Source organism: Cobetia sp. D5 (assembly GCF_035666195.1).
Classification (GTDB): domain Bacteria; phylum Pseudomonadota; class Gammaproteobacteria; order Pseudomonadales; family Halomonadaceae; genus Cobetia; species Cobetia amphilecti.
In genome coordinates, this window is the sequence record NZ_CP142020.1 from 3,023,081 (window position 1) to 3,044,754 (window position 21,674).

The 21,674-nt window shown below is 64.6% G+C and carries 20 protein-coding genes; 10 read left to right on the forward strand and 10 right to left on the reverse strand.

Translation table 11 applies throughout. The features are described 5' to 3' along the window. Positions 1 to 375: 375 nt before the first annotated feature. Together ppsR and ppnP are read left to right on the forward strand one after the other, a co-directional pair. The gene (gene ppsR / locus U0O11_RS12590; RefSeq protein WP_043331317.1) at positions 376 to 1,209 is read left to right on the forward strand and encodes a posphoenolpyruvate synthetase regulatory kinase/phosphorylase PpsR; all 834 of its coding nucleotides are present in this window, start codon (positions 376 to 378) and stop codon (positions 1,207 to 1,209) included. A gap of 103 nt (positions 1,210 to 1,312) precedes the next feature. Further along, entirely contained in the window at positions 1,313 to 1,600 is a 288-nt protein-coding gene (gene ppnP / locus U0O11_RS12595) for a pyrimidine/purine nucleoside phosphorylase (protein ID WP_166018755.1), read from the forward strand. A gap of 183 nt (positions 1,601 to 1,783) precedes the next feature. Here the strand turns inward: ppnP and U0O11_RS12600 are convergent, their stop codons facing one another. From U0O11_RS12600 to U0O11_RS12630, 7 genes are all read right to left on the reverse strand, one after another. Next, positions 1,784 to 3,163 (reverse strand): MATE family efflux transporter, encoded by a 1,380-nt coding sequence (locus U0O11_RS12600; RefSeq protein ID WP_279836124.1) that lies wholly within the window; start codon positions 3,161 to 3,163, stop codon positions 1,784 to 1,786. 120 nt (positions 3,164 to 3,283) lie between these two features. Continuing rightward, positions 3,284 to 3,697 carry a rhodanese-like domain-containing protein gene (locus tag U0O11_RS12605; RefSeq protein WP_107336265.1) on the reverse strand — a complete coding sequence of 138 codons (414 nt, stop codon included), beginning with the start codon at positions 3,695 to 3,697 and terminating at the stop codon, positions 3,284 to 3,286. Between the two features lie 63 nt (positions 3,698 to 3,760). Beyond that, positions 3,761 to 4,675: a 3-hydroxyisobutyrate dehydrogenase gene (gene mmsB, locus U0O11_RS12610; RefSeq protein ID WP_324690365.1), complete on the reverse strand. Its 915-nt coding sequence runs from the start codon at positions 4,673 to 4,675 to the stop codon at positions 3,761 to 3,763. An 85-nt stretch (positions 4,676 to 4,760) separates the two neighbouring features. Beyond that, positions 4,761 to 5,945 carry an enoyl-CoA hydratase/isomerase family protein gene (locus U0O11_RS12615; RefSeq protein WP_215823244.1) on the reverse strand — a complete coding sequence of 395 codons (1,185 nt, stop codon included), beginning with the start codon at positions 5,943 to 5,945 and terminating at the stop codon, positions 4,761 to 4,763. Then, entirely contained in the window at positions 5,942 to 6,760 is an 819-nt protein-coding gene (locus U0O11_RS12620; RefSeq protein ID WP_279836137.1) for an enoyl-CoA hydratase, read from the reverse strand. Before U0O11_RS12620 ends, U0O11_RS12615 begins: the two co-directional genes overlap by 4 nt. A 53-nt stretch (positions 6,761 to 6,813) precedes the next feature. Then, entirely contained in the window at positions 6,814 to 7,980 is a 1,167-nt protein-coding gene (locus U0O11_RS12625; RefSeq protein ID WP_279836138.1) for an acyl-CoA dehydrogenase family protein, read from the reverse strand. 85 nt (positions 7,981 to 8,065) lie between these two features. Continuing rightward, positions 8,066 to 9,661, reverse strand: a complete 1,596-nt coding sequence (locus U0O11_RS12630) for a CoA-acylating methylmalonate-semialdehyde dehydrogenase (RefSeq protein ID WP_279836139.1) — start codon at positions 9,659 to 9,661, stop codon at positions 8,066 to 8,068. Between the two features lie 314 nt (positions 9,662 to 9,975). Between U0O11_RS12630 and U0O11_RS12635 the strand changes: the two genes are divergently transcribed. The 3 genes from U0O11_RS12635 to U0O11_RS12645 all read left to right on the forward strand — a co-directional run bounded on the left by U0O11_RS12635 (position 9,976) and on the right by U0O11_RS12645 (position 13,560). Then, the gene (locus tag U0O11_RS12635) at positions 9,976 to 10,497 is read left to right on the forward strand and encodes a MerR family transcriptional regulator (RefSeq protein WP_324690366.1); all 522 of its coding nucleotides are present in this window, start codon (positions 9,976 to 9,978) and stop codon (positions 10,495 to 10,497) included. Between the two features lie 373 nt (positions 10,498 to 10,870). Next, the gene (locus tag U0O11_RS12640) at positions 10,871 to 12,568 is read left to right on the forward strand and encodes an AMP-binding protein (protein ID WP_279836214.1); all 1,698 of its coding nucleotides are present in this window, start codon (positions 10,871 to 10,873) and stop codon (positions 12,566 to 12,568) included. Next, positions 12,565 to 13,560, forward strand: a complete 996-nt coding sequence (locus U0O11_RS12645) for an SAM-dependent methyltransferase (protein WP_279836141.1) — start codon at positions 12,565 to 12,567, stop codon at positions 13,558 to 13,560. Before U0O11_RS12640 ends, U0O11_RS12645 begins: the two co-directional genes overlap by 4 nt. A 482-nt stretch (positions 13,561 to 14,042) precedes the next feature. Here the strand turns inward: U0O11_RS12645 and U0O11_RS12650 are convergent, their stop codons facing one another. From U0O11_RS12650 to U0O11_RS12660, 3 genes are read right to left on the reverse strand one after another with little or no spacing between them, the layout of a single operon-like run. Next, positions 14,043 to 15,005, reverse strand: a complete 963-nt coding sequence (locus U0O11_RS12650) for a biotin-dependent carboxyltransferase family protein (RefSeq protein ID WP_279836142.1) — start codon at positions 15,003 to 15,005, stop codon at positions 14,043 to 14,045. Then, positions 15,002 to 15,748: a 5-oxoprolinase subunit B family protein gene (locus U0O11_RS12655; protein WP_279836144.1), complete on the reverse strand. Its 747-nt coding sequence runs from the start codon at positions 15,746 to 15,748 to the stop codon at positions 15,002 to 15,004. The genes U0O11_RS12650 and U0O11_RS12655 overlap by 4 nt, the downstream gene beginning before the upstream one ends. Then, positions 15,748 to 16,515, reverse strand: coding sequence for a 5-oxoprolinase subunit PxpA (locus tag U0O11_RS12660; protein WP_153636297.1), 768 nt, complete (start codon positions 16,513 to 16,515; stop codon positions 15,748 to 15,750). The genes U0O11_RS12655 and U0O11_RS12660 overlap by 1 nt, the downstream gene beginning before the upstream one ends. Positions 16,516 to 16,798: 283 nt before the next feature. Here U0O11_RS12660 and U0O11_RS12665 point away from each other — a divergent pair, with 283 nt between their 5' ends. The 5 genes from U0O11_RS12665 to U0O11_RS12685 all read left to right on the forward strand — a co-directional run bounded on the left by U0O11_RS12665 (position 16,799) and on the right by U0O11_RS12685 (position 21,651). Next, positions 16,799 to 17,239: a VOC family protein gene (locus U0O11_RS12665; protein WP_054555510.1), complete on the forward strand. Its 441-nt coding sequence runs from the start codon at positions 16,799 to 16,801 to the stop codon at positions 17,237 to 17,239. A gap of 132 nt (positions 17,240 to 17,371) precedes the next feature. After that, positions 17,372 to 18,283, forward strand: a complete 912-nt coding sequence (locus U0O11_RS12670) for a LysR family transcriptional regulator (RefSeq protein WP_107336255.1) — start codon at positions 17,372 to 17,374, stop codon at positions 18,281 to 18,283. A 224-nt stretch (positions 18,284 to 18,507) separates the two neighbouring features. Next, positions 18,508 to 19,527, forward strand: a complete 1,020-nt coding sequence (locus tag U0O11_RS12675; protein WP_248377138.1) for a TRAP transporter substrate-binding protein — start codon at positions 18,508 to 18,510, stop codon at positions 19,525 to 19,527. A 260-nt stretch (positions 19,528 to 19,787) separates the two neighbouring features. Next, positions 19,788 to 20,345, forward strand: coding sequence for a TRAP transporter small permease (locus U0O11_RS12680; protein ID WP_043331335.1), 558 nt, complete (start codon positions 19,788 to 19,790; stop codon positions 20,343 to 20,345). A 1-nt stretch (position 20,346) separates the two neighbouring features. Further along, complete coding sequence (locus U0O11_RS12685) at positions 20,347 to 21,651, forward strand: TRAP transporter large permease (protein ID WP_043331336.1); 1,305 nt, start codon at positions 20,347 to 20,349, stop codon at positions 21,649 to 21,651. The last annotated feature ends 23 nt before the right edge of the window (positions 21,652 to 21,674 follow it).

Sequence of the window (21,674 nt, forward strand, 5' to 3'; positions counted from 1 at the left end):
GGATGGAAACGAATGACCGATGGAGGACGATGAACCGCCTTCCGTTCAGCAATGACGCCACCCTAACAAGCTCTCTCTAGTATTAGCCATTGGTCTAACCGGCTAGTCAGTGGAGGAGGACTACAACCCTGAGCCTGTTTCAGACGTTATGTCGCCATCGTCGGCGAACATGTCGACAAGCCAGAAACGGCCGCTACAGGAATGTAGTCATGAGGCGCTTTTGCAGAGAACGGGAACACGGGATTTCTCATATCGCGCCACTGGCCCTGTACCGGATATTGCAAGCTCGACAGTGAACACCGACACTTGGGGTCTTCACGGGGCAACAGCCTGAGCGGGCTGGTGTCTTCGATTCGTTCTTCACGAGTGCCCGTCATGACCCGAACCGCCTTCTTCATTTCTGATGGCACCGGCATCACCGCCGAGACACTGGGGCGCAGTCTGCTCGCCCAGTTCGAGAATACCGACATCCGCATGGTGACCAAGCCCTACATCGATTCGGCCGAAAAGGCGACGGCACTGGTCAAGGCCATCGAGAGCGCGCATGCCAATGACGGCGAGCGCCCGATCATCATCGACACCATCGTCGACCAGAACATCCGCGACATCATCTCCGAATCCTCCGGCTTCAAGGTCGACATCTTCTCGACCTTCCTCAAGCCGCTGGAAGAGGAGCTGGACACCCACTCGTCCTACAGCGTCGGCAAGACCCACTCCATCGGGCAGGACGACGTCTACATGAATCGCATCGATTCCGTGCATTTCGCCCTCGACAACGATGATGGCGCGCGCACACATCAATACGACAAGGCCGACGTCATCCTCATCGGCGTCTCACGCTGCGGCAAGACCCCAACCTCGCTGTATCTGGCGCTGCAGTTCGGTATCCGCGCGGCCAACTACCCGCTGACCGAGGATGATCTGGACGAGTCCGGCACCCTCAAGATGCCCGCCTCACTGGCACAATATCGTCACAAGCTGTTCGGGCTGACCATCGACCCGCGCCGTCTGGCCGCCATCCGTACCGAGCGTCGCCCCAACAGCCGCTACTGCTCGATCGATCAGTGCCTGCAGGAAGTCGAGCAGACCGAGGCACTCTTCCGCCGCTCCAAGGTGCCCTACATCGATACCACGCGCTTCTCGATCGAAGAGATCTCGACGCGCATGATCGCCGAGACCGGCCTGGCGCGCCGCTTCTCACCGCGCTGACCCCGACGGCCAGATCATCACAAGTCGAACACAACAACACACGTCGAACACGTCTAGACACATCGACCACAACAACAGCGCTACTCACCCAGGAAATTCTCCCATGTTCAACACCAACCACTACTTCGACGGCCAGGTGGCCTCCATCGCCTTCCAGAGCGCAGACCTTCCTGCCACGGTCGGCGTGATGGCCATCGGCGAATTCGTGTTCTCAACCAGCCAACGCGAATACATGACCCTGATCAGCGGCGACATGCAGGTACTGCTGCCGGGCGCGGAAGAGTGGTATCAGCTCGCCGCCGGTGAAAGCTTCATCGTCGAAGCCAACCAGAGCTTCGAGGTACGCACCACGGTCGAATCCGCCTATCTGTGCAAGTACGAAGACGCCTAAGGCACTGGGCAACAGCCGCCTAAGGCACTGGAAAACAGCCGCCTGGGGCACTGGGAAAAAGACGCCTGGGGCACTGGAAAACAGCCGCCCAAGGCGCTGAAAGCCAGACATGAAAAAGCCGCCGTACCCTCTCGGGCCACGGCGGCTTTTTTCGTCACGACGACTGTCCTCTCGCTACCAGGCTCAGGCGCGCTGCCTGAGGACCGAACGCAGCGCCAGATAACTGATGCCGCCCATCAACAGGTAACTGGTCGCCACCCCGGCAAAGATGCCGATCACGCCATACAGGGCGCCACCAAGCCAGGCCAGCGGCACCAGCAAGGCGAACAGACGCACCAGCGAGAGCATCATCGCGCGGCGTGGCTTGTGCAGCGCATTGAGGCTGGAATTGGCGAGAATGATCACGCCCTGGGCCCCGAGGGCGGCGGGTATCAGCCACAGATAGGTGCTGACCAGCCCCGCGACCTCCTGACTCTCGGCGAAGCGCGCCGCGATCCACTCACCGCCAAGCCCGAGCCCCAACCAGACCACCAGCTGCCAGGCGAGAATGAAGGCCAGCACGCCGTGGATGGCGCGCCACACACGCTTGTGCTGCCCGGCACCATCGTTCTGGCTGATGAAGGGCGACAGCGTCATGGACAGCGCCAGCACCAGAATCAGCGCCAGCGACTCGATGCGTGAGCCGATACCGTAAGCCGCCACCGCCGCGTGCCCATGCTGACTGACGATACGCGTGACCAGCGCGGTGGCAATCGGCGTCATCACGCTGGTCAGCGCGGCAGGCAGGCCGATCGCCCCGACCTCGCGCCATGACGTCACCAGCCGCGTCACGCTCAGGTGACGGAAATCGAGCCGCGCGCGCAGCAGTGGCAATGCCAGCAAGCCCAGCGTCATCGCCAGCCATGACAGCACCGTGGCCAGCGCCGCGCCCGCCACGCCCATGCCCTGCCAGCTACCGATGCCGAAGATCAGCAGCGGGTCGAGCAGCGCATTGAGCACCCCCGCCGCCGCCATCACCAGCGAGGGCACCAGCGTATTGCCCTCGGCGCGCAGCACGCTGCCTAGCACACGCGGCAGCAACACGAAGGGTGCGCCGAAATACCACACCTGCATGTAATCGCGGATATGCGGCATCAGGGTGTCATCGGCCCCCAGCAGCCCGAACAGCGGCTCGATGCTGGCAAGCCCCAGCACCAGCATCACCAGCCCCAGCAGCAGCCCCAGCAGACTGGAATCCGTGGTGCGCGCCTTGACGGTCTCGAGCTCACCTCGCCCCAGCCGGCGCCCCACCACCGCGGTGGTGCCGATGGACAGACCGATGGCGATGCTGATCACGCCGAAGGTGACCGGGAAGGTCATGGTCACCGCCGCCAGCTCCGGCGTGCCCAGCTGGGCGATGAACCAGGCATCCACTAGGTTGAACAGCATCATGGTGACGATGCCGCCGATCACCGGCCCCGTCATGCGCGCCAGCGTCGAGGCGATCGGGTCACGCACCAGATCACGCGTGTCACGCCGAGACGAGGCACGTTTGGGGGTGGCAGGGGTATCAGGGTCAGACATACAGGCTCCGGACAGAAAACGACCCCGACCGGCGAGGCGCCAGCGGGGCCGAACAGTGTAAAGCATCAGCGTGTCAGGTGAGGGGCAACGCCGGATCGCGCCGAGGATCCCAGCGCTGCGTCAGTTGCCCTGCATGAAGGGCGAGACGACCTCTCCCCCCGCCTCACGCCAGGCCGCGAAGCCGCCACCCAGATGGGCCACCGGCCCGAAGCCCATGTCCTTGAGCGACTTGGTGGCCAGCGCCGAGCGCAGCCCGCCGGCGCAGAACAGCACATAGCGCCCTTCGCGCGCGAAGTCGGCACGGTGATAGGGCGAGGCCGGGTCGACCCAGAACTCCAGCATGCCGCGCGGCGCGTGGATGGCGCCGGGAATACGCCCTTCCCGCTCCAGCTCACGCACATCGCGGATATCCACCAGCGTCAGCGGCGTGCCGCCGGCGCGGGCCTCTTCCAGCGCCTCGCGCAGCTCGCGGGGCGACAGGGTCTCGATCTCCGTCTCGGCGGCGGCCACCAGCTCACTGACCGGTCGAATCATGGGGTGCTCCTTGCAGGTGATGTTGTCCTCGGGGTGCATGCCAGCGGCTGGCGGCGTATCAGCTCACGCATCCGCCTCGCCACAGCGATAGAAGCGCTGGATGCTCGAGAAATCGAGACGGCCTGCGCCCTGGGCGGCATGCTGGACGAACAGATTACGCGCCTGGGAGCCCATTGGCACCGCCGATTTCGAGCCCAGCGCCATCTCCCAGGCAAGGCCAAGATCCTTGGTCATCAGATCGACCAGGAAACCGCCCTGATAATCATTGGAGGCCGGTGCGGCTTCCATCACGCCGGGCCAGGGGTTGTAGACGTTGAGCGCCCAGTTGCCGCCGGATGACTGCTTCATCACCTCCGAGAGGACAGCCGGGTCCAGTCCGTTCTTGACCCCCAGCGCCAGCGCCTCGGCGGTGCCGCTCATCAGGATGCCCAGCAGCATGTTGTTGCAGATCTTGGCGACCTGGCCGCTGCCGGCCGGGCCTGCATGGAACAGATTCTTGCCCATCACTTCCAGCAGCGGCTCGGCACGCGCATAGCCGTCGGCCTCGCCGCCGACGATGAAGCTCAGCGTGCCGGCACGCGCGCCACCGACCCCGCCGGACACCGGGGCATCCATGAAGGTGATGCCACGCTCGGCGGCGTGGCGCGCGACCAGACGGGCATCATCTGGCGCGATGGTCGAGGCGTCGATCACCAGCACCGAGGCGTCGAGCGTGGCCAGGAGGCCACCCGCGCCGTCTTCCTTGTCGCCCAGATAGAGCTTTCGCACGTGCTGACCGGCCGGCAGCATGCTGATCAACACCTCGACACCCTCGATGACCTCTCCGGGAGATGCCGCACGGGTGGCGCCCGCCTCGACCAGCTCGCTCATGGCCGACTCGACCAGATCGAAAACCCTTACCGCATGGCCAGACTTGACCAGATTGAGCGCCATGGGACCGCCCATGTTGCCGAGTCCGATGAAACCGATGGATGTCATGGCAATGCTTCCTTGTGAACAGATTCTTGTTGTCATTGGCGTCCGGCGGCATGGCCGCGCCTGCCGCCTGTACTGAAAAGTGCGCTCAGAGGTCCATCAGCGGATGCTCGTCCTCTTCCCACAGCGGCGCGAAGAAGCCGTCGATATATTCCTCGGAGACCTGGGCGATCGAGGCATAGGCCCACTGAGGCTGCTTGTCCTTGTCGATCAGCAGGGCGCGCACCCCTTCGGCAAGCTCGGTGCCCATGCAGCAGCGCACCGACAGAGTCAGCTCGTCGCGGAAGGCTTCAGCCAGCGAGGAGTGGCGATGGCGCCCCAGCATGCGAAATACCAGATGCGGTGAACTGGGGCAGCCGGCCAGCAGACGCTCGCGGTTGGCGTTCAGCCACGCATTGCAGTCACTGCGCGCCTGGGGGTCATCAATGATTCGCTGGCAGGCCTTCAGCACTTCACGCCCGGCGACCAGCTGCTGAAGGTGATCGAAGAGCGGCAGCACCTGCCCCGGCGGCGCCAGTTCACGGCGCTCGAACTCGCTCAGCACCTGGCTCAGATGACGCGACGGGTGACGGCCGAATTCTCCCTCGCACAGCGCCTGCTTGAGCGCCTCGCGCTGCTCATCGGGAATCAGGCGTGTCGCAAGCCCCAGATCCAGCGCATCGCGGGCATTCAGCTGCGCACCGGTCGCGCCGAGATATTCTCCGATGCCACGCGGCAGGCGATTGAGCAGCCAGCTGGCACCGACATCCGGATACAGGCCGATGCTGACTTCCGGCATCGCCAGTCGCGAACTCTCGGTGACCACGCGCTCACAGCCGCCGGCGAACAGCCCCATGCCGCCGCCCATCACGATGCCGCCACCCCACACCAGCAGCGGCTTGGGGAAGGTATGCAGGCGGTGATCGAGCCGGTATTCGGCGGTGAAGTAGCGGGTGGCGAAGAAATCATCCAGCGCCTCGAGGGGGTCTGCGCCTTCGCTGGCAGGCGCCGTGGTCATCGCCTGATAGAGCGCCACGATATCGCCACCGGCACACAGCGCACGCTCGCCGGCGCCTTCCAGCCACACCATGGCGATGCTGCTGTCCAGCTCCCAGGCATCCAGCTGCGCCTCGATGCGCTCGATCATGGCCAGCGACAGCGCATTCAGCGAACGCGGCGCGTTCAGGCGCACGATTCCCAGCTGCTTGCCGTCGCGGGCGCGACGCGTCTCGAACACCACGGGCGCCTCGACATCGGTCGCGGCCTTGGCGGTGACACCTTCTATCTGGCTCATGAGCGCCCTCCTCCCTTCACCTCTTCCTGACGCGAAACCCACTGCGGGGCGCGCTTCTCGAGGAAGGCGCTTACGCCTTCCTTCTGGTTGGGGTCATCGAACAGCTCGACGAACAGCTCGCGCTCCATGCGCAGGCCATCGCTCATGCCGCGATGGCGTGATGACATGATCAACGCCTTGCAGCGCGCCACCGCGCTCGGGCTCTGGTTGGCGACGCTCTCGGCGATCGCCAGCGCGCGCTCGAAGCTCTGGCCGGTCTCGACCACCTCTTCCGCCAGCCCGATGCGACCGGCGGTCTCGGCATCCACCTGTTCACCACACAGGATCATGCGCTTGGCCCAGCCTTCGCCGACCAGCCACGGCAGGTGCTGGGTGCCGCCCGCACACGGCAACAGCCCCACCTTGGCCTCCGGCAGTGCCAACCTGGCCTGCCGCTCGACGATACGCATGTCACAGGCCAGCGCGCACTCGAGCCCGCCGCCCATCGCGTAGCCGTTGACGGCGGCGATCGTCACGCCCGGGAAGTTGGCCAGCCGTTCGAAGGCCAGCCCGAAGCGACGCGCCATGGTGGCGGCGACGCCCTTGTCGCCATCGGCGAAGGTCTTGAGATCGGCGCCGGCGGAGAAGAACTTGTCGCCCTCACCGGTGATCACCACGGCACTTATGCTGCCATCGCCCTCCAGCTCGTCGAGCAGCTGCTCCAGCTCGATCAAGGACGCTTCCGTCCAGGTGTTGGCCGGCGGGTTGTTGATGGTGACCCGGGCGATATGACGATCCTTCTCGAGAATGAGGCATGGCCCTTGACTGGATGACATCATGTAACTCCCTGAAAGATGGTAACCAATGACGAACTGAAGTGGAGGCGGCGTTACGCCAGCGACTCGATCATGCCCGGCGTCAGAAGACGGCGCGCGATGATCAGACGCATGATCTCGTTGGTGCCTTCCAGAATCTGGTGCACACGGGTGTCACGCACCAGCCGCTCCAACGGGTACTCGCGGATATAACCGTAGCCGCCATGCAGCTGGAGTGCCTGATTGCAGACCTCGAAGCCCATGTCGGTGGCGAAGCGCTTGGCCATCGCACAGTGGGCGCTGGCCTCGGCGTCACCCTCATCGAGCTTGAAGGCCGCCAGCCGCACCAGGGTGCGCGCCGCGGTCAGTTCGGTGGCCATGTCGGCCAGCTTGAACTGCAGGGCCTGGAACTGGGCCAGCTCGCGCCCGAACTGCTTGCGCTCGCCGAGATAATCCCGCGACAGCTCCAGCGCCTTCTGGGCCGCACCCAGTGAGCAGGTGGCGATGTTGATGCGACCGCCATCCAGCGCCTTCATCGCGAAGCGGAAGCCCTCGCCCTCCTCGCCCAGACGATTGGCCGCCGCAACCCGCACGCGATCGAAGCTCACCAGTCGGGTCGGCTGGCTGTTCCAGCCCATCTTGTCTTCCTTCTTGCCGTAGCTGATGCCCTCGGCGTCAGCCGGCACCACGAAGGCCGAGATACCCGCCGCGCCGCTGTCCGGCTCGCCGGTGCGCGCCATCACCACCAGCACGTCCGTGGCGCCGGCACCGGAGATGAACATCTTGGAGCCACTCAGATAGTAGTCATCGCCCTCGCGCTCGGCGCGGGTATGCAGACTGGCAGCATCACTGCCGCTGCCCGGCTCGGTCAGGCAGTAGGAACCGAGCTTGTCGCCCGCCACCATCGCCGGCACCCACTGCTCACGGCAGCTGTCCGTGGCGAAACTGGCGATCATCCAGCCCACCATGTTGTGGATGGTGATGTAGGCGGTGGTCGAGATGCAGCCAGTCGCCAGCTGCTCGAGAATGATGGAGCTGTCGAGGCGCGGCAGGCCAAGGCCGCCATGCTCCTCGGGGACGTAAAGCCCCATGAAGCCGGCCTCGCCCGCCTTGCGAAGTGTCTCGATGGGGAAGTGGGCCGTGGCGTCCCACTCGGCGGCATGCGGGGCAAGCTCGGCATCCGCGAAGGCACGCGCCCCCTCCTGGAGGGCACGCTGGTCATCGGTCAGCGAAAAGTTCATGCAGCTGCCTCCTGTTGTCCTTGTTCTGTCGGCCCGGGTCTATCGCCCGGGCCTGTCAAAGCGGCTCAGCGCATCTGAGGAGCCATCAGCGCATTTGAATAGAAAAGTTGGGCTGATTGCCCTCGGCCGGTGCATCGTCGAACCAGCGCGCCGTCACCGTCTTGGTCTCGGTATAGAAGCGCACCGCCTGCTTGCCATAGGCATGCAGATCGCCGAAGAAGCTGCCGCGCCAGCCGGTGAAGGAGAAGAACGGCAGCGGCACCGGAATCGGCACGTTGATGCCGACCTGACCGACCGCGATCTCGTTCTGGAAGCGCCGCGCCGCGCCGCCGGAGCGCGTGAAGATGGAGGTGCCGTTGCCGTAGGGGTTGTTGTTGATCAGCTCGATGGCCTCGGACAGGTCCGCCGCCTCCATGCAGCACAGCACCGGCCCGAAGATTTCCTCGCGATAGAGCACCATCTCCGGCGTCACCTTGGAGAACAGACACGGCCCCAGCCAGTTGCCATCGGGATAGCCCGCCACCGAGACACCACGACCATCCAGCAGCAGCTCGGCGCCTTCCTGCTCGCCCTGCTGGATCCAGCCGGTCACGCGCTCCAGCGCCTGCGGCGAGATCAACGGCCCGTAGCTGGCGCCCTTGTCATCCCAGGCGCCCGGGCGCACCTCGGCCAGCGCATCGCGCACGCGCTCGATCAAGGCCTTCGAATCACCGACGAAGACCGCCACCGAGATCGCCATGCAGCGCTGACCCGCCGCGCCGACACTGGCACCGACCAGCGCGTTGACCACCTGGTCGGCCGGGGCGTCCGGCATGATCACCATGTGGTTCTTGGCCCCGGCGAAGCACTGGGCGCGCTTGAGGTTGTCAGTGGCGGTGCGATAGATGTGCTGACCCACCGGTACCGAGCCGACGAAGCTGACGGTGCGCGGAATCTCGTGGGCGAGCAGATGATTGACCTGATCGCGCCCGCCCTGCACCACGGTCAGGATGCCCTCGGGGGCACCCGCTTCCATGAACAGCTCCGCCAGCCGCAGCGTGGTCAGCGGCACCTGCTCGGACGGCTTGAGCACGAAGGCATTGCCACAGGCGATGGACAGCGGGAACATCCACAGCGGTATCATGGCGGGGAAGTTGAACGGCGTGATGCCTAAGCAGACTCCCAGCGACTGGGTCACGGAATAGCTGTCGATGCCGGTGGCGACGTTCTCCACCGTCTCGCCCATCAGCAGGCTGGGAATGTTGGCGGCGTGCTCGACCACCTCGATGCCGCGCCACACATCGCCCTTGGCGTCCTCGAAGGTCTTGCCCAGCTCGTGGGAGATGATCTCGGCCAGCTCGTCATGATGCTGCTTGAGCAGATGCTGATAGCTGAGCATCAGGCGGGCACGGGACGGCACCGGCGTGTTGCGCCAGCCCTGGAAGGCCTGCTCGGCGTGGTCCAGCGCTTCATCAAGCTCACTCAGCGGTGACAGGGGCACGCGGGCGATCTCGCCGTTGGTGGCCGGGTTGGTGACGCTCAGGTGCTGATCGGCGCGACTTTCGACAAACTGGCCATTGATCAGCTGAGGCAGCACCAGCGGCGCGCTGTCACCGGCGACCACGGCGCGCAGGCGTGACAGCAGATCCAGTGAACCGGTAGAGGGCGCGGCAGTAGAGGGCGTGAGAGACGTCGAAGACATGGCGTGGCATTCCTGTGGCTGTTGTTATTGGGAGGAAGACAGTGTGTCAACAGAGCCGAAGTCGTCAGGCGAGCCGCCTTGCAGAGCTGAAGACGTTCTGCAGAACCAGGCCGTCCTGCAGAAAGCGGCAAGCCGAGACTGTGATCTGATTCAACCTAGCATCTGCTTGGTTGGCTGCAAATACTATTACCCTTTACGTTAACGTAAACAATGCTAGTCTGTAGAAAATTCACGGCCAGACGCCGCTGGCACCCACTGCGCCAAGGAGCATTCCCCTCTCCTTGGCGCGCACAGCATCCGGAGCGGCAGCGCCCATGACAGATACGATGATGACCCCAAGTCCTGACCCCAAATCCCGGGCAACGCCTGATGGCGCGACACACGATGCCGGTGTGGAGTCCCTGCTGAGCACCACCAGCACCAGCGACGCCATCCGTCCGACCCAGCGCACCTGGAGCATCGGCGAGCTGGCACGGCATTTCGACGTGACCACGCGCACCATCCGCTTCTACGAGCAGGAAGGTCTGCTGCACCCGGAGCGGCGCGGTCAGACGCGCGTCTATCGCGACAAGGACCGCGTGCGTCTCAAGCTGACCCTGCGCGGCAAGCGACTGGGCTTCTCGCTGGCCGAGATTCGTGAAGTGGTCGACCTCTACGACGCCGCCGACGGCGGTGGCGAGAAGCAGCTCACCCGCCTGCTTGGCATCCTGAGCGAAAAGCGTGAGGGCCTTGAGCGTCAGCTGCGCGATCTCACCGCCATGCAGCGCGAGCTGGATGACGTCGAGACGCGTGCCCGCGAAGCCCTCGCCCGCCTGGCCGGCGACAGCGAGGGCTGATTGGAGTCAACAACGCCAGAACCCACTCGCGCCAGCAGCAGCTATATAACTGCCGGCTACACAAGTGACAGCGACTAGACTGCCTATAGAGAATCGTCTGTCGAAAACTGACCAGCGCCTCGCGAGTGCGGGCGACAGCAGACTGCCGGAGAGCAGCGCGTCGCCCGCTGATCACGCGACTCATGACAAGACGACAGCACGACCAGACGACAAAAACGAAAAGAACGAAAAGAACGAAAAGAACGACAACACTGCGTCACCGCCTCCCTGAGGCGGCTCCCCCTGACAAGCCTTGCCTCACCAATAACAACCAAGGACACAGGAAAGCACCATGTCACAGGACGCCATCGCCACACGCCAGCCTGCCAGCGAAATGGCACACGCAAGCCAGTCAGCCAGCTATCTCAGCGCTACCTCCGACACCCCACTGATGGGAGAAACCATCGGGGATTGCCTCGATCGCATCTGCGCGCGCTGGCCCGAGCGCGATGCCCTGATCAGTCGCCATCAGGGACTGCGCTACACCTGGGCCGAACTGCACGCAGAGGTCGAGCGCGTGGCGCGCGGCTTGCTGGCGATGGGCATCGAGCGCGGCGACCGCGTCGGCATCTGGGCGCCCAATCGCGCCGAATGGACGCTGATCCAGTACGCCACCGCCAAGATCGGTGTGGTGCTGGTCAATCTCAACCCGAGTTACCGCGGCCATGAACTGGCCTACGCCCTCAAGCAATCCGGTGCGGCGACGCTGATTTTCCAGTCTCGCTTCAAGGCGTCCGACTATGTGGCGATCCTCGAGGAGCTGTTCCCTGAGGCTAAAGAGGCCCGCGGCCGTGATGGCATTCACAATGGCGCGCTGCCGGACCTCAGGCGCCTGATCTGCTTCGAGGCCGAGGATGCCCTGCCCGGCATGCTCAACTGGCAGGATGTGCTCAGCGGTGCCGATAGCGTCTCGCGGGAAACACTCAGCGAGCTGCAGGCCAGCCTGACCTTCGATGACCCGATCAATATCCAGTACACCTCCGGCACCACCGGTGCGCCCAAGGGCGCGACCCTCTCGCACCACAACATCCTCAACAACGGCTTCTTCGTCGCCGAGCGCATGAACCTCAGCGAGCACGACAAACTGGTGATGCCGGTACCGCTCTATCACTGCTTCGGCATGGTGATGGGCAATCTGGGCTGCCTGACCCACGGCGCCGCCATCGTCTATCCGGAAGCGGGCTTCGATCCGCTGGCCACCCTGCAGGCGGTCAGCGAGGAGAGCGCCACCGCGATGTTCGGCGTGCCGACGATGTTCATCGCCGAACTCGAACACCCGCGCTTCGCCGAATTCGACCTCACCAGCCTGCGTACCGGCACCATGGCCGGCTCCATCTGCCCCATCGAGGTGATGCGCCAGGTCATCGAACGCATGCACATGCGCGAGGTCACCATCGCCTACGGCATGACCGAGACCAGTCCGGTCAGCCTGCAGACCACGCGTGAGGCGCCGCTGGACAAGCGCGTCTCCACCGTCGGTACCCTGCACCCGCATCTGGAGATCAAGATCATCGACCCTGACAGCGGGCGCGTGGTGCCAGTCGGCGAGAAGGGCGAGCTGTGCACGCGGGGCTACAGCGTGATGCTGGGCTACTGGAACAACCCGGAGGCCACCGCCAAGGCCATCGATGCCGGCCGCTGGATGCATACCGGCGACCTCGCTACGCTGGATGAAGACGGCTACGTGACGATCGTGGGACGTATCAAGGACATGATCATCCGCGGGGGCGAGAACATCTATCCGCGCGAGATCGAGGACTTCCTCTACACCCACCCGGCGGTGTCGGACGTGCAGGTGATCGGCGTGCCCGATGAGCGGTATGGCGAGGAAGTGATGGCGTGGGTCAAGCTCAAGGAAGGCGAGCAGCTCGATGAACCGGCGCTCAAGGCGTTCTGCCAGGGACGTATCGCTCACTTCAAGGTGCCGCGCTACATCAAGTTCGTGGAGGAATTCCCGATGACCGTGACCGGCAAGATCCAGAAGTTCAAGATGCGCGAGGCCGCAACGCAAGAACTGGGCCTGGCCAGGTGAGCACGTCACGTGAGGAGGAGGATGACGCCCCCGCCACACGCCACCTGAGCAGCGCTCGTCAGCAGGTCGCCCACTATGCGGCGAGTCACCATCATGCGGCCCTCGACGAGGCACTCGAGACGCTGATCGATGCCCACCCGAGCGGCGCACTGCCGATCATGGCACTGGCCGGGCTGGACCAACTGCATCTGGGTGGCGTGACGGGCACCCGCGAGCTGCTGGCCCTCGCCCGGCTGGAACCCCAGTCGCGGGGGCTGGCGATGCTCGAACTCGGCGCCGGCCTTGGCGGGCTGGCACGGCATATTGCCAGCCAGTCGCGTGACACCGGCGCGGACCACCACATCACCACGCTGGATCTCTCGAGCAGCCTCTGCGAGCTGGCGATCGCCCTCAACCGGGCCACCGGACTGCGCGAGTCGATTCGCGTGCTGGAGGGCGACGCCTGCTACCCCGAGCTGCATCCGGCACTCTCGGGCCGCCGCTTTGATCGCCTCTTCAGCCAGCACCTGCTGGTGCATCTGAGCGACAAGGTCAGCACGCTCACCCAGTGGCATGACTGTCTCGAGCAGGATGGCTATCTCCTGCTGCACGAGCCGGTGCTCAGCGTGCAGGCGCAGGCGTTTGGCGAGCGCCCTGCCCTGCCACTGCCCTGGGCGCTGTCACCGCGTGGCGATCAGCTGGCCAGTTGCGAGGAGTTGCATGAGGCGATGGCCAGCAGTGGCTTCGAGGTCGATGCCCATGTCGAGCTGACCGATCAGGTGCTGAGCTGGCAGGCGCGGCGCATGCGCGAGAGCACCAGCGAGCAACCCAGCGCCTACCGGGATGATGCGCCTGCGCCCTCGCCGGCCATGCTGGCCGCCCGCGGCCTGACGCCGGAACTGGTGTTCGGCCCGGCCTTTTCCCAGATGCAACGCAACCTGATGCTGGCCCTGGAAGCCGGCTGGCTGGAGGTTCACCTGTGGCGCCTGCGCAAGCGTCCTGCCAGGCAGTGAAAGGCGCGATGAATCAGCAGAACTCACCGCAGGGATGCGGCGAGGAAAAAATTAGGAAACAGCGCTCGCAAATGACTGGCATCCGCCTGCCTCAACCGTTATTCTTGCCAGTACAGTCCCGTTCGGGGGATAAGCCGTTCGTTACCCGTCAGCATGTGAGGGTAATGTGCCCGACATGATGACCGCATTGCTTCGTGTTTCATCGATACCCACGAGTCAGTGCAACGTTTCCCGATGCTCGCGCAACGTTTCTCCGGGAATCTGTTCATCGAGGGCGTGATCTGATCAATCACTCCCAACAGCATCAAAGATTCCCTCACGGGAAAACCGAAAGGGCCTCCACTTGGAGGCCCTTTTTTTGTCTGCGCGCTTCGATCCAGTCGCTCAGGTCTGCACGCGTTGATCTGCAGGCTCGGGCCTGCACGCTTCGGTCTAGTCACTCTGGCCTGCAGGCGTCGAGCTGACAGCTTCGCTGCAGCGCATCACGACTGCCAACCGGCCAGCACCTCGAGGTGATCACGACGCGCCTGACCCGGTGTCACGGCCGCCAGTCGCACCCGGGTGCCCGGCACACATTGCCCGAGCTGTGCGCAGGCCAGTGGCGTCAGCGCGCCAAGGCGCGGGTAACCGCCGATGGTCTGGCGATCATTGAGCAATATGATGGGCTGGCCATCGGCCGGCACCTGCACGGCGCCCAGCGGAATGCCCTCGGACACCATGCCCGCCCCTTCACGCTCCAGACGCGGGCCGGTCAGGCGCACGCCCATGCGATCGGCGCGTCCATCCACCGCCCATTCGCTGTTGAAGGCGCGATAGAGGCTGTCGCCACTGAACTCGGCGATCTGCGCCCCCACGACCAGCGGCAACTCCAGCGCCTCGCCTTCCCTGGCGGCCAGCGACTGCTGCCATGCCTGTGCCGAGGCCGGCAGCTCGCGCAGCGACAGCTCATTGCTGGCAGCCGTCAGCACATCACCGCTGGCCAGTGCCCGCCCTTCGCCATCCAGCCCGCCGAGGCCGTCGCGCACCGTGCTGGCGGCACTGCCCAGCACCGGGGCGACATCCAGGCCACCGGGGAAGGTCAGATAGGCGCGCAGGCCAGCAACGGGACGCTCGAACTTGAGCTGCTGTCCGCTGGTCACCTCGAAGGCCTGACCCGGCGCGAGCGCCTCGCCGTCGAGGGTCGCGGCCAGATCTGCCCCGCACAGCGCCAGAGTGCCGGCCTGTTCGACCTTGAGCAGCAAGCCGCCGCCCATGGTGATCTCGAGCCCCGGCGCATCATGAGCGTTGCCCAGCAGCCAGTTGGCCCAGCCCAGCGACACCCAGTCCGCCGCGCCGCCCTGGGTCACGCCCAGGTGACGCACGCCCAGACGGCCAGCATCCTGCACCAGCGCCAGTGCACCACTGCGTTCGACGCGCAGCGTCGTCTTCGTCTTCACGTCGCTCATGCGCGTTCCTCCAGCGGGGTGACATCGCCGCCCAGGCGAACGAATTCCTCTCGGCTCACGGAGACAAAGCGCACGCGATCACCGGGCATGAAACGACTGGACGGTTCACCGGCCTCATTGCGCCCGAACAGCGTGATAGGCGTACGGCCCAGAATGTTCCAGCCACCGGGTGAGCGGGACGGGTAGATGGCAGCCTGACGGTCGGCGATGCCGACGCTGCCGGGGGCGATCTTCTGGCGCGGCGTCTTGAGGCGCGGTGTGGTCAGCGCCTCTTCCAGCACGCCCATGAAGGCAAAACCGGGCGCGAAGCCGAGGGCGAACACGCAGTAATCATGCGCCCCGTGATGCTCGATCAGCGCCTCGACGCTGATGCCCAGCCGCGCGGCGATCGGCGCCAGTTCCGGCCCGACACTGTCGTCATACCAGACGGGCACTTCATGCAGCTGGCCCTGCTGGCCACTGCCCGGCGCGAGATCCGCCAGCGCGGCCTGGATGCGGGCACGCGCCTCGCCTTCTTCCAGCGCGGCCACATCGTAGTGCAGCAGCAGCGTGGTGTAGGACGGCACCAGATCGACCAGCGCCGCGCCGAAGGCCTCACGCAGCGCACTGTCGGCGGCCAGCACCCAGGCCATGTTGGATTCCTCGATGCGATCGAACAGCCGGATGATCAGCGAGTCCATGCCGACGGTCTCGAGGCGCAGTTGCGGTGACGTGCCACGGCCGTGGCTGTCAGCCCCCGCCATCAGGCACCCGCCAACGTATCGAAGGCTTCACGGATGGCGCGCACCGCGGCCACGGACTCGGCGTTGTCACCGTGCACGCACAGCGTATCGGCGGACAGCACCAGGTCACCGCCGCTGCTGTCGGTCAGTGCTTCACCACGCGCCAATGTCACGGACTGGGCGATGATCACCTCGCTGTCGTGATGCACGGCACCCGGCTCACGGCGCGACACCAGGTGGCCGCGTGAGTCATAGGCACGGTCGGCGAAGGCCTCGAACCACAGCGTGATGCCCATCTCGTCGGCCAGCGCCTGCATCGGCGCGGGGTTGGCGGTCGCCATCACCATCAGCGGCAGGCTGGCGTCATAGCGCACCACGGCCTGCATGACGGCGCGCAGCAGCGTCGGGTCGGCGGCCATGTCGTTGTAGAGCGCGCCATGCGGCTTCACGTACTGGACGCGAGTGCCCTCGGCGCGACAGATACCATCGAGCGCGCCGATCTGGTAGAGCAGCATGTCCTCGACCTCGGCAGGCGAACACGCCATCGAGCGACGGCCGAAGCCTTGCAGGTCTGGATAGGCCGGGTGCGCACCGATGCGCACGTCATGCTTGACCGCCAGACGCACGGTGCGGCGCATGATGCTGGGGTCGGAGGCGTGGAAACCACAGGCGATATTGGCGCAGTCGACGAAGGGCATGACCTCTTCATCCAGACCGATCTTCCAGTTGCCGAAGCTTTCGCCCATATCGCAGTTGAGCAGGGGGAGGGAGGGAGCAGAGCGGGACATAGCGGAACCTCACAGGTCAGATCTTGTGTGTTGTTATGCCTCCACTTTATGTAAGGGGCCGCCTTGGTATCCAATCGTATTTTATGATTCGTCATATCGGTGAAATCTTTCATCATCTTGCGCCATGAAAGCACCGGCCGTGTATCGCTTGCCCGACAGCGCGCGTCATGCTTCTGTCTTGTGCGAGCCGAGCGGTGACTTCAGGGCCTGTCACCCCGCCCACCGCTGGTCTGAAGTCATTCTTTGCTCAGCCGAATCCCCCAACAACAACAGGAGTTTCACCATGGCCGTCAGCGACCCGTTCCACCTCGCCATCCAGGTCCGCGATATCGCCGAGGCACGCCGCTTCTATGGCGAGTTTCTGGGCTGCCCCGAGGGCCGCTCGTCCGACAGCTGGGTCGATTTCGACCTCTATGGCCACCAGTTCGTCTGCCACCTGAACCCGGCGCTGGCCGACCCGGCAAGCGCCGTCGCTCAGCACCGCAATCCGGTCGATGGCCATGGCGTGCCGGTGCCGCACTTCGGCGTGGTGCTGGAGATGGATGCCTGGCAGGCACTGGCGGACCGCCTCATCGCCGAGGGCGTCACCTTCGAGATCGAACCCCATATCCGCTTCAAGGGCGAACCCGGCGAACAGGCAACGATGTTCTTCCTCGACCCCACCGGCAATGCACTGGAATTCAAGGCCTTCAAGGACCGCGAGAGCCAGCTGTTTCGCAAATGACGTGAGCGACCCGCGCAAGCGAATGAGCCCGCTCCCGGCCTGACGCGGGCCATGCCCCGAGATGAAAGCTGACGCCCCGCGCCGCATGCGGCAAGATGGGCGGTCTTCACGATTCATCACGGGGCATCTGCCATGTTCGACTTCAAGGAACTCGAGGCCTTCGTCTGGGTGGTCCGGCTTGGCTCGTTCCGCAAAGGCGCGACCAAGCTTCACCTGACCCAGCCCTCCATCTCGGACCGCATCAACCGCCTGGAAGCCACCGTCGGCGAATCCCTGCTGGAACGCGCCACCCGCCCCATCCAGCCCACCCTGCGCGGGCGAGAGTTCTTCGCCCACGCCGAGCGCCTGCTCAGTGGCCGCGACGAAGCCATGCGCCTGTTTCAGGAAGAAGGCGCCTTCTCAGGCACCCTGCGTCTGGGCGTGATCGAGACCATCGCCAACAGCTGGTTCCCCGCCTTCATGCGCCAGCTGGCCGAACGCTATCCCAAGCTGACGCTGGAAATGACCGTCGATATCTCGCCCTCCCTGCATCAGCGTCTGGCCGACAATGATCTCGACATGCTGTTCGCGATGGACAGCGCCGCCATGGGGCCCTACGCCACCCAGACTCCGCTGTGCACCTTCGAGATGGGCATGTTCGCCTCGCCGACCCTCGCCGAGCAGCTGGCCGAGGATGGCGAGCGCTTCGCCTCCACGCCATTCATCTCCTTCAGCAAGCAGGCGCGCCCCTATACCGAGCTGGTCAGCTATCTGTCGGAACAGGGCATCACCCAGCCCAAGGTGCACTGCACCAGCACCCTGATGACCATCCTGCGCATGAGCAGCGAAGGGCTCGGCATCGGCGTACTGCCGGTCGCCACGGTGGAGGATGTCATCAGCCACGGCGAACTGGTGCGCCTGCCACTGAAGACCCCATTGCCGCCAATGGTCTATGAAGCCATCTGGCGCAATGCCAACTATCCCGATTTCTGCGCCAGCGTGGCACGCCTCGGCCGCCAATGTGCCGAGACCTACTCGCAGCAACACGCGCATTCCGATCCCTGATCAGACCGCCTGTCATGCGCTGAGTCAGGGTTGATCGCGCCCCGCCCCGCATCAGATCAGCGTCAGACCAAGGTCTAAAAATATCGTCAAAGGCTTTCATGCGACGACACTGTGAAAGATTTCATCGATACTACGCATCAGAATTAACGATTGGACGGGATGGCCCGTCGCTTGAAGAATGAAATTGTCTGCCGACAACATTCAATAATAATGAGGAACAGGACATGCGTAAGCCCAACGATTCCCTCACTCGCAAGACCCCGACAGTCAAGTCCCTCGCCTGGCTGGCGACAGTGGGTGCCCTGGCCTTCAGTGGCTCGGCACTCGCGGCACAGTGGAACCTCGCCACTCCGTATGGCGATGCCAGCTTCCACACCAAGAACACCAAGCAGTTCGCCGAGGACGTCACCGAGGCCACCGATGGCGAGCTGACCGTGACCGTGCACAGCGGCGGTTCCCTGATCTCCCACGGCGAGATCAAGCCTTCCGTGCGTCGCGGCACCGTCCAGGCCGGTGAGATCTTCCTGTCGATCCTCTCCAACGAATCGCCGGTCTACGAGCTGGACACCCTGCCGGGCGTCGCCTCCAGCTACGAAGAAGCCTTCGCCCTCTGGCAGGCCTCCAAGCCGGACATCACCGAGCTGTTCGCCAAGGAAGGTCTGATGCCGCTGTACGCGGTCGCCTGGCCGGCCCAGGGCATCTACACCGACTTCGACCTGACCGACGTCTCCCAGCTCAAGGGGCTGCGTATCCGCGCACCCAACATCAACACCCAGCGCTTCGTCGAGAACGTCGGCGGCAAGCCCACCGAGACCGAAGAAGCCGACATCCCCACCGCCTTCAGCACCGGCCGTGTCGACGCGATGATCACCTCCAGCTCCACCGGCAAGTCCATGTCGGCCTGGGATTACGTCAAGCACTACAACGACGCCAAGCTGTGGCTGCCGAAGAACATCGTCTTCGTCAACAAGCGTGCCTTCGATCGTCTCGACGAGAGCACCCAGCAAGCCGTGCTCGATGCCGCCAAGGCCGCCGAGACCCGCGGCTGGGAAGCCAGCAAGGCCGATGCCGACGAGAGCGCCAAGGTGCTGACCGAGAATGGCTTCACCATCAGCGAGCCTGACGCCAAGCTGGCAGAAGACCTGAAGGCCGCCGGTGACAAGCTGTTCCAGGACTGGAAGTCGCGTGCCGGTGAAGAAGGCCAGCAGCTGCTCGAGCGCTACCGCGCAGACCTGGATGCCTGAGATTCGCTCGCAAGCCCGGCTGCCCGGCGCTGAATGCTGGACATGCGGCTGAGCGCATCGACCGTGCACTGCCTGAGCAACCTCTGAGCATTGCCTGAGCGCTGTAGATGTCCTGACCGACCCCAGCTGCAGCGTTGCTATCCCGCCACGCGATACGCCACTCGAGACTCCGACACCTGCCGTCCGCCGGCAGGTGACCCACGGACAAGCCTGTGCGCAGCATCGCGTGGCCACCCTCACCTTCCCTGTGAGCGCCCGTCATGACCTATTTCTTCGACAGACTCTATCGCCTCGGTGCGTGGGGTGCGGCGGCCTGCATGCTGCTGATCTGCACCCTCGTCAGCCTGCAAGTCTTCCTGCGCCTGATCGACGCCATCATGGTGATGTTCGGTGCCGAGCGTCTCGGCTTCGAGATCTCCGGCGTGTCGGAAATGGCTGCCTTCCTGCTGGTCGGCGCCACCTTCCTGAGCCTCGCCTACACCTTCACGCATCACGCCCATATCCGCGTGACGCTGGTCATCAACCGCCTGCCGGCCGCCGTGCGCGTATGGATCGAAAGCCTCGCGCTGCTGATCGCACTCGGCCTGAGCGTGTTGATCACCCATGAACTGGTACTGCTGGTCGGCGAGAGCCTCGAGTACCACGACATCTCCTCCGGCCTGCTGGCGCTGCCGCTGTGGATTCCGCAGAGCGTGCTGGTCGCCGGTACCGGCCTGCTGTGCCTGGCGATTCTCGAGACCCTGATCGCCACGCTGCGCACCGCCTTCACCGCGCCCTCAAGCTACGTGGCGCCCGAGCCCGAAGACGGAGCCGAATGACATGCTGACACTCATCCTCGTCACTCTGCTGGCCCTCGCCTTGCTGCTCGGCAGCGGCGTGTGGGTCGCCTTCTCGCTGATCGGCACCGGCTGGATCGTGCTGACCTTCTTCTCCACCTTCGAGACCGGCCCGATCCTGGCCTCCGATTTCTGGGGTGCCAGCTACGGCTGGGACCTGACCGCCCTGCCGATGTTCGTGTGGATGGGCGAGATCCTGTTCCGCTCCGGGCTGGCCGACAACATGTTCCGCGCGCTGGCACCGTGGCTCAATCGCCTGCCGGGACGCCTGCTGCACTCCAACATCATCGGCAGCGGTCTGTTCGCCGCCGTGTGCGGTTCCTCCGCCGCCACCTGTGCCACCGTCGGCAAGATGACGCTGCCGGAGCTTGAACGCCGCGGCTACGACAGCAACCTGGCCATCGGTACCCTCGCCAGTGCCTCGACCCTCGGCCTGCTGATTCCGCCGTCGATCATGATGATCGTCTATGGCGTGGTCACCGAGCAGTCCATCTCGCGTCTGTTCATCGCCGGTGTCCTGCCGGGCATGCTGCTGCTGGCCCTGTTCATGGGCTACCTGGCGATCTGGTCGAAGGTCGTCGGTGAGCCGCAGGGCCGCGCCGGCCATGACGAGCCGCACATGGGCTTCATGGCCAAGCTGCGCAACAGCGCCCAGCTGATTCCGCTGCTGGCACTGATCGGCGGCATCCTCGGCAGCATCTACGGTGGCCTGGCGTCACCCACCGAAGCGGCCGCGGTCGGCGTGGTACTGTCGCTGATCATCGCGCGCCTCAACGGCCACATGACCGCCGCCACCTTCAAGGAATCGCTGTTCGCGGCGCTGCGCACCTCGTGCATGATCGCCTTCATCATCGCCGGTGCCTCCTTCCTGTCCTCGGCGATGAGCTTCACCCAGATTCCGATGCAGCTGGCCGAAGGCATCGCCACCCTGGGACTGTCGCCGACCATGCTGCTGGTGGTGTTGACGCTGTTCCTGCTGATCCTGGGCTGCTTCCTCGACGGCATCTCGCTGATCCTGCTGGTGACCTCCATCATCATGCCGGTCATCGAAGCCGCCGGTTTCGACCTGATCTGGTTCGGTATCTACCTGATCATCGTGGTCGAGATGTCGCAGATCACCCCGCCGGTCGGCTTCAACCTGTTCGTGATCCAGAGCCTGACCGGCAAGGACATCATCACCATCACCAAGGCGACACTGCCGTTCTTCCTGCTGATGATCTTCTCCATCGTGCTGATGCACGTCTTCCCGGAGATCGTGCTCTATCTTCCGCAGGCCATGAACAACTGATCATCTGACCCCGATGCCAAGGA

Excerpts from the sequence above, each read along its gene's own strand:
- ppsR (WP_043331317.1), top strand. The coding sequence starts at position 376 with ATGACCCGAACCGCCTTCTTCATTTCTGATGGCACCGGCATCACCGCC.
- ppnP (WP_166018755.1), top strand. The coding sequence starts at position 1,313 with ATGTTCAACACCAACCACTACTTCGACGGCCAGGTGGCCTCCATCGCC.
- U0O11_RS12600 (WP_279836124.1), bottom strand. The coding sequence starts at position 3,163 with ATGTCTGACCCTGATACCCCTGCCACCCCCAAACGTGCCTCGTCTCGG.
- U0O11_RS12605 (WP_107336265.1), bottom strand. The coding sequence starts at position 3,697 with ATGATTCGACCGGTCAGTGAGCTGGTGGCCGCCGCCGAGACGGAGATC.
- mmsB (WP_324690365.1), bottom strand. The coding sequence starts at position 4,675 with ATGACATCCATCGGTTTCATCGGACTCGGCAACATGGGCGGTCCCATG.
- U0O11_RS12615 (WP_215823244.1), bottom strand. The coding sequence starts at position 5,945 with ATGAGCCAGATAGAAGGTGTCACCGCCAAGGCCGCGACCGATGTCGAG.
- U0O11_RS12620 (WP_279836137.1), bottom strand. The coding sequence starts at position 6,760 with ATGTCATCCAGTCAAGGGCCATGCCTCATTCTCGAGAAGGATCGTCAT.
- U0O11_RS12625 (WP_279836138.1), bottom strand. The coding sequence starts at position 7,980 with ATGAACTTTTCGCTGACCGATGACCAGCGTGCCCTCCAGGAGGGGGCG.
- U0O11_RS12630 (WP_279836139.1), bottom strand. The coding sequence starts at position 9,661 with ATGTCTTCGACGTCTCTCACGCCCTCTACTGCCGCGCCCTCTACCGGT.
- U0O11_RS12635 (WP_324690366.1), top strand. The coding sequence starts at position 9,976 with ATGACAGATACGATGATGACCCCAAGTCCTGACCCCAAATCCCGGGCA.
- U0O11_RS12640 (WP_279836214.1), top strand. The coding sequence starts at position 10,871 with ATGGCACACGCAAGCCAGTCAGCCAGCTATCTCAGCGCTACCTCCGAC.
- U0O11_RS12650 (WP_279836142.1), bottom strand. The coding sequence starts at position 15,005 with ATGAGCGACGTGAAGACGAAGACGACGCTGCGCGTCGAACGCAGTGGT.
- U0O11_RS12655 (WP_279836144.1), bottom strand. The coding sequence starts at position 15,748 with ATGGCGGGGGCTGACAGCCACGGCCGTGGCACGTCACCGCAACTGCGC.
- U0O11_RS12660 (WP_153636297.1), bottom strand. The coding sequence starts at position 16,515 with ATGTCCCGCTCTGCTCCCTCCCTCCCCCTGCTCAACTGCGATATGGGC.
- U0O11_RS12665 (WP_054555510.1), top strand. The coding sequence starts at position 16,799 with ATGGCCGTCAGCGACCCGTTCCACCTCGCCATCCAGGTCCGCGATATC.
- U0O11_RS12670 (WP_107336255.1), top strand. The coding sequence starts at position 17,372 with ATGTTCGACTTCAAGGAACTCGAGGCCTTCGTCTGGGTGGTCCGGCTT.
- U0O11_RS12675 (WP_248377138.1), top strand. The coding sequence starts at position 18,508 with ATGCGTAAGCCCAACGATTCCCTCACTCGCAAGACCCCGACAGTCAAG.
- U0O11_RS12680 (WP_043331335.1), top strand. The coding sequence starts at position 19,788 with ATGACCTATTTCTTCGACAGACTCTATCGCCTCGGTGCGTGGGGTGCG.
- U0O11_RS12685 (WP_043331336.1), top strand. The coding sequence starts at position 20,347 with ATGCTGACACTCATCCTCGTCACTCTGCTGGCCCTCGCCTTGCTGCTC.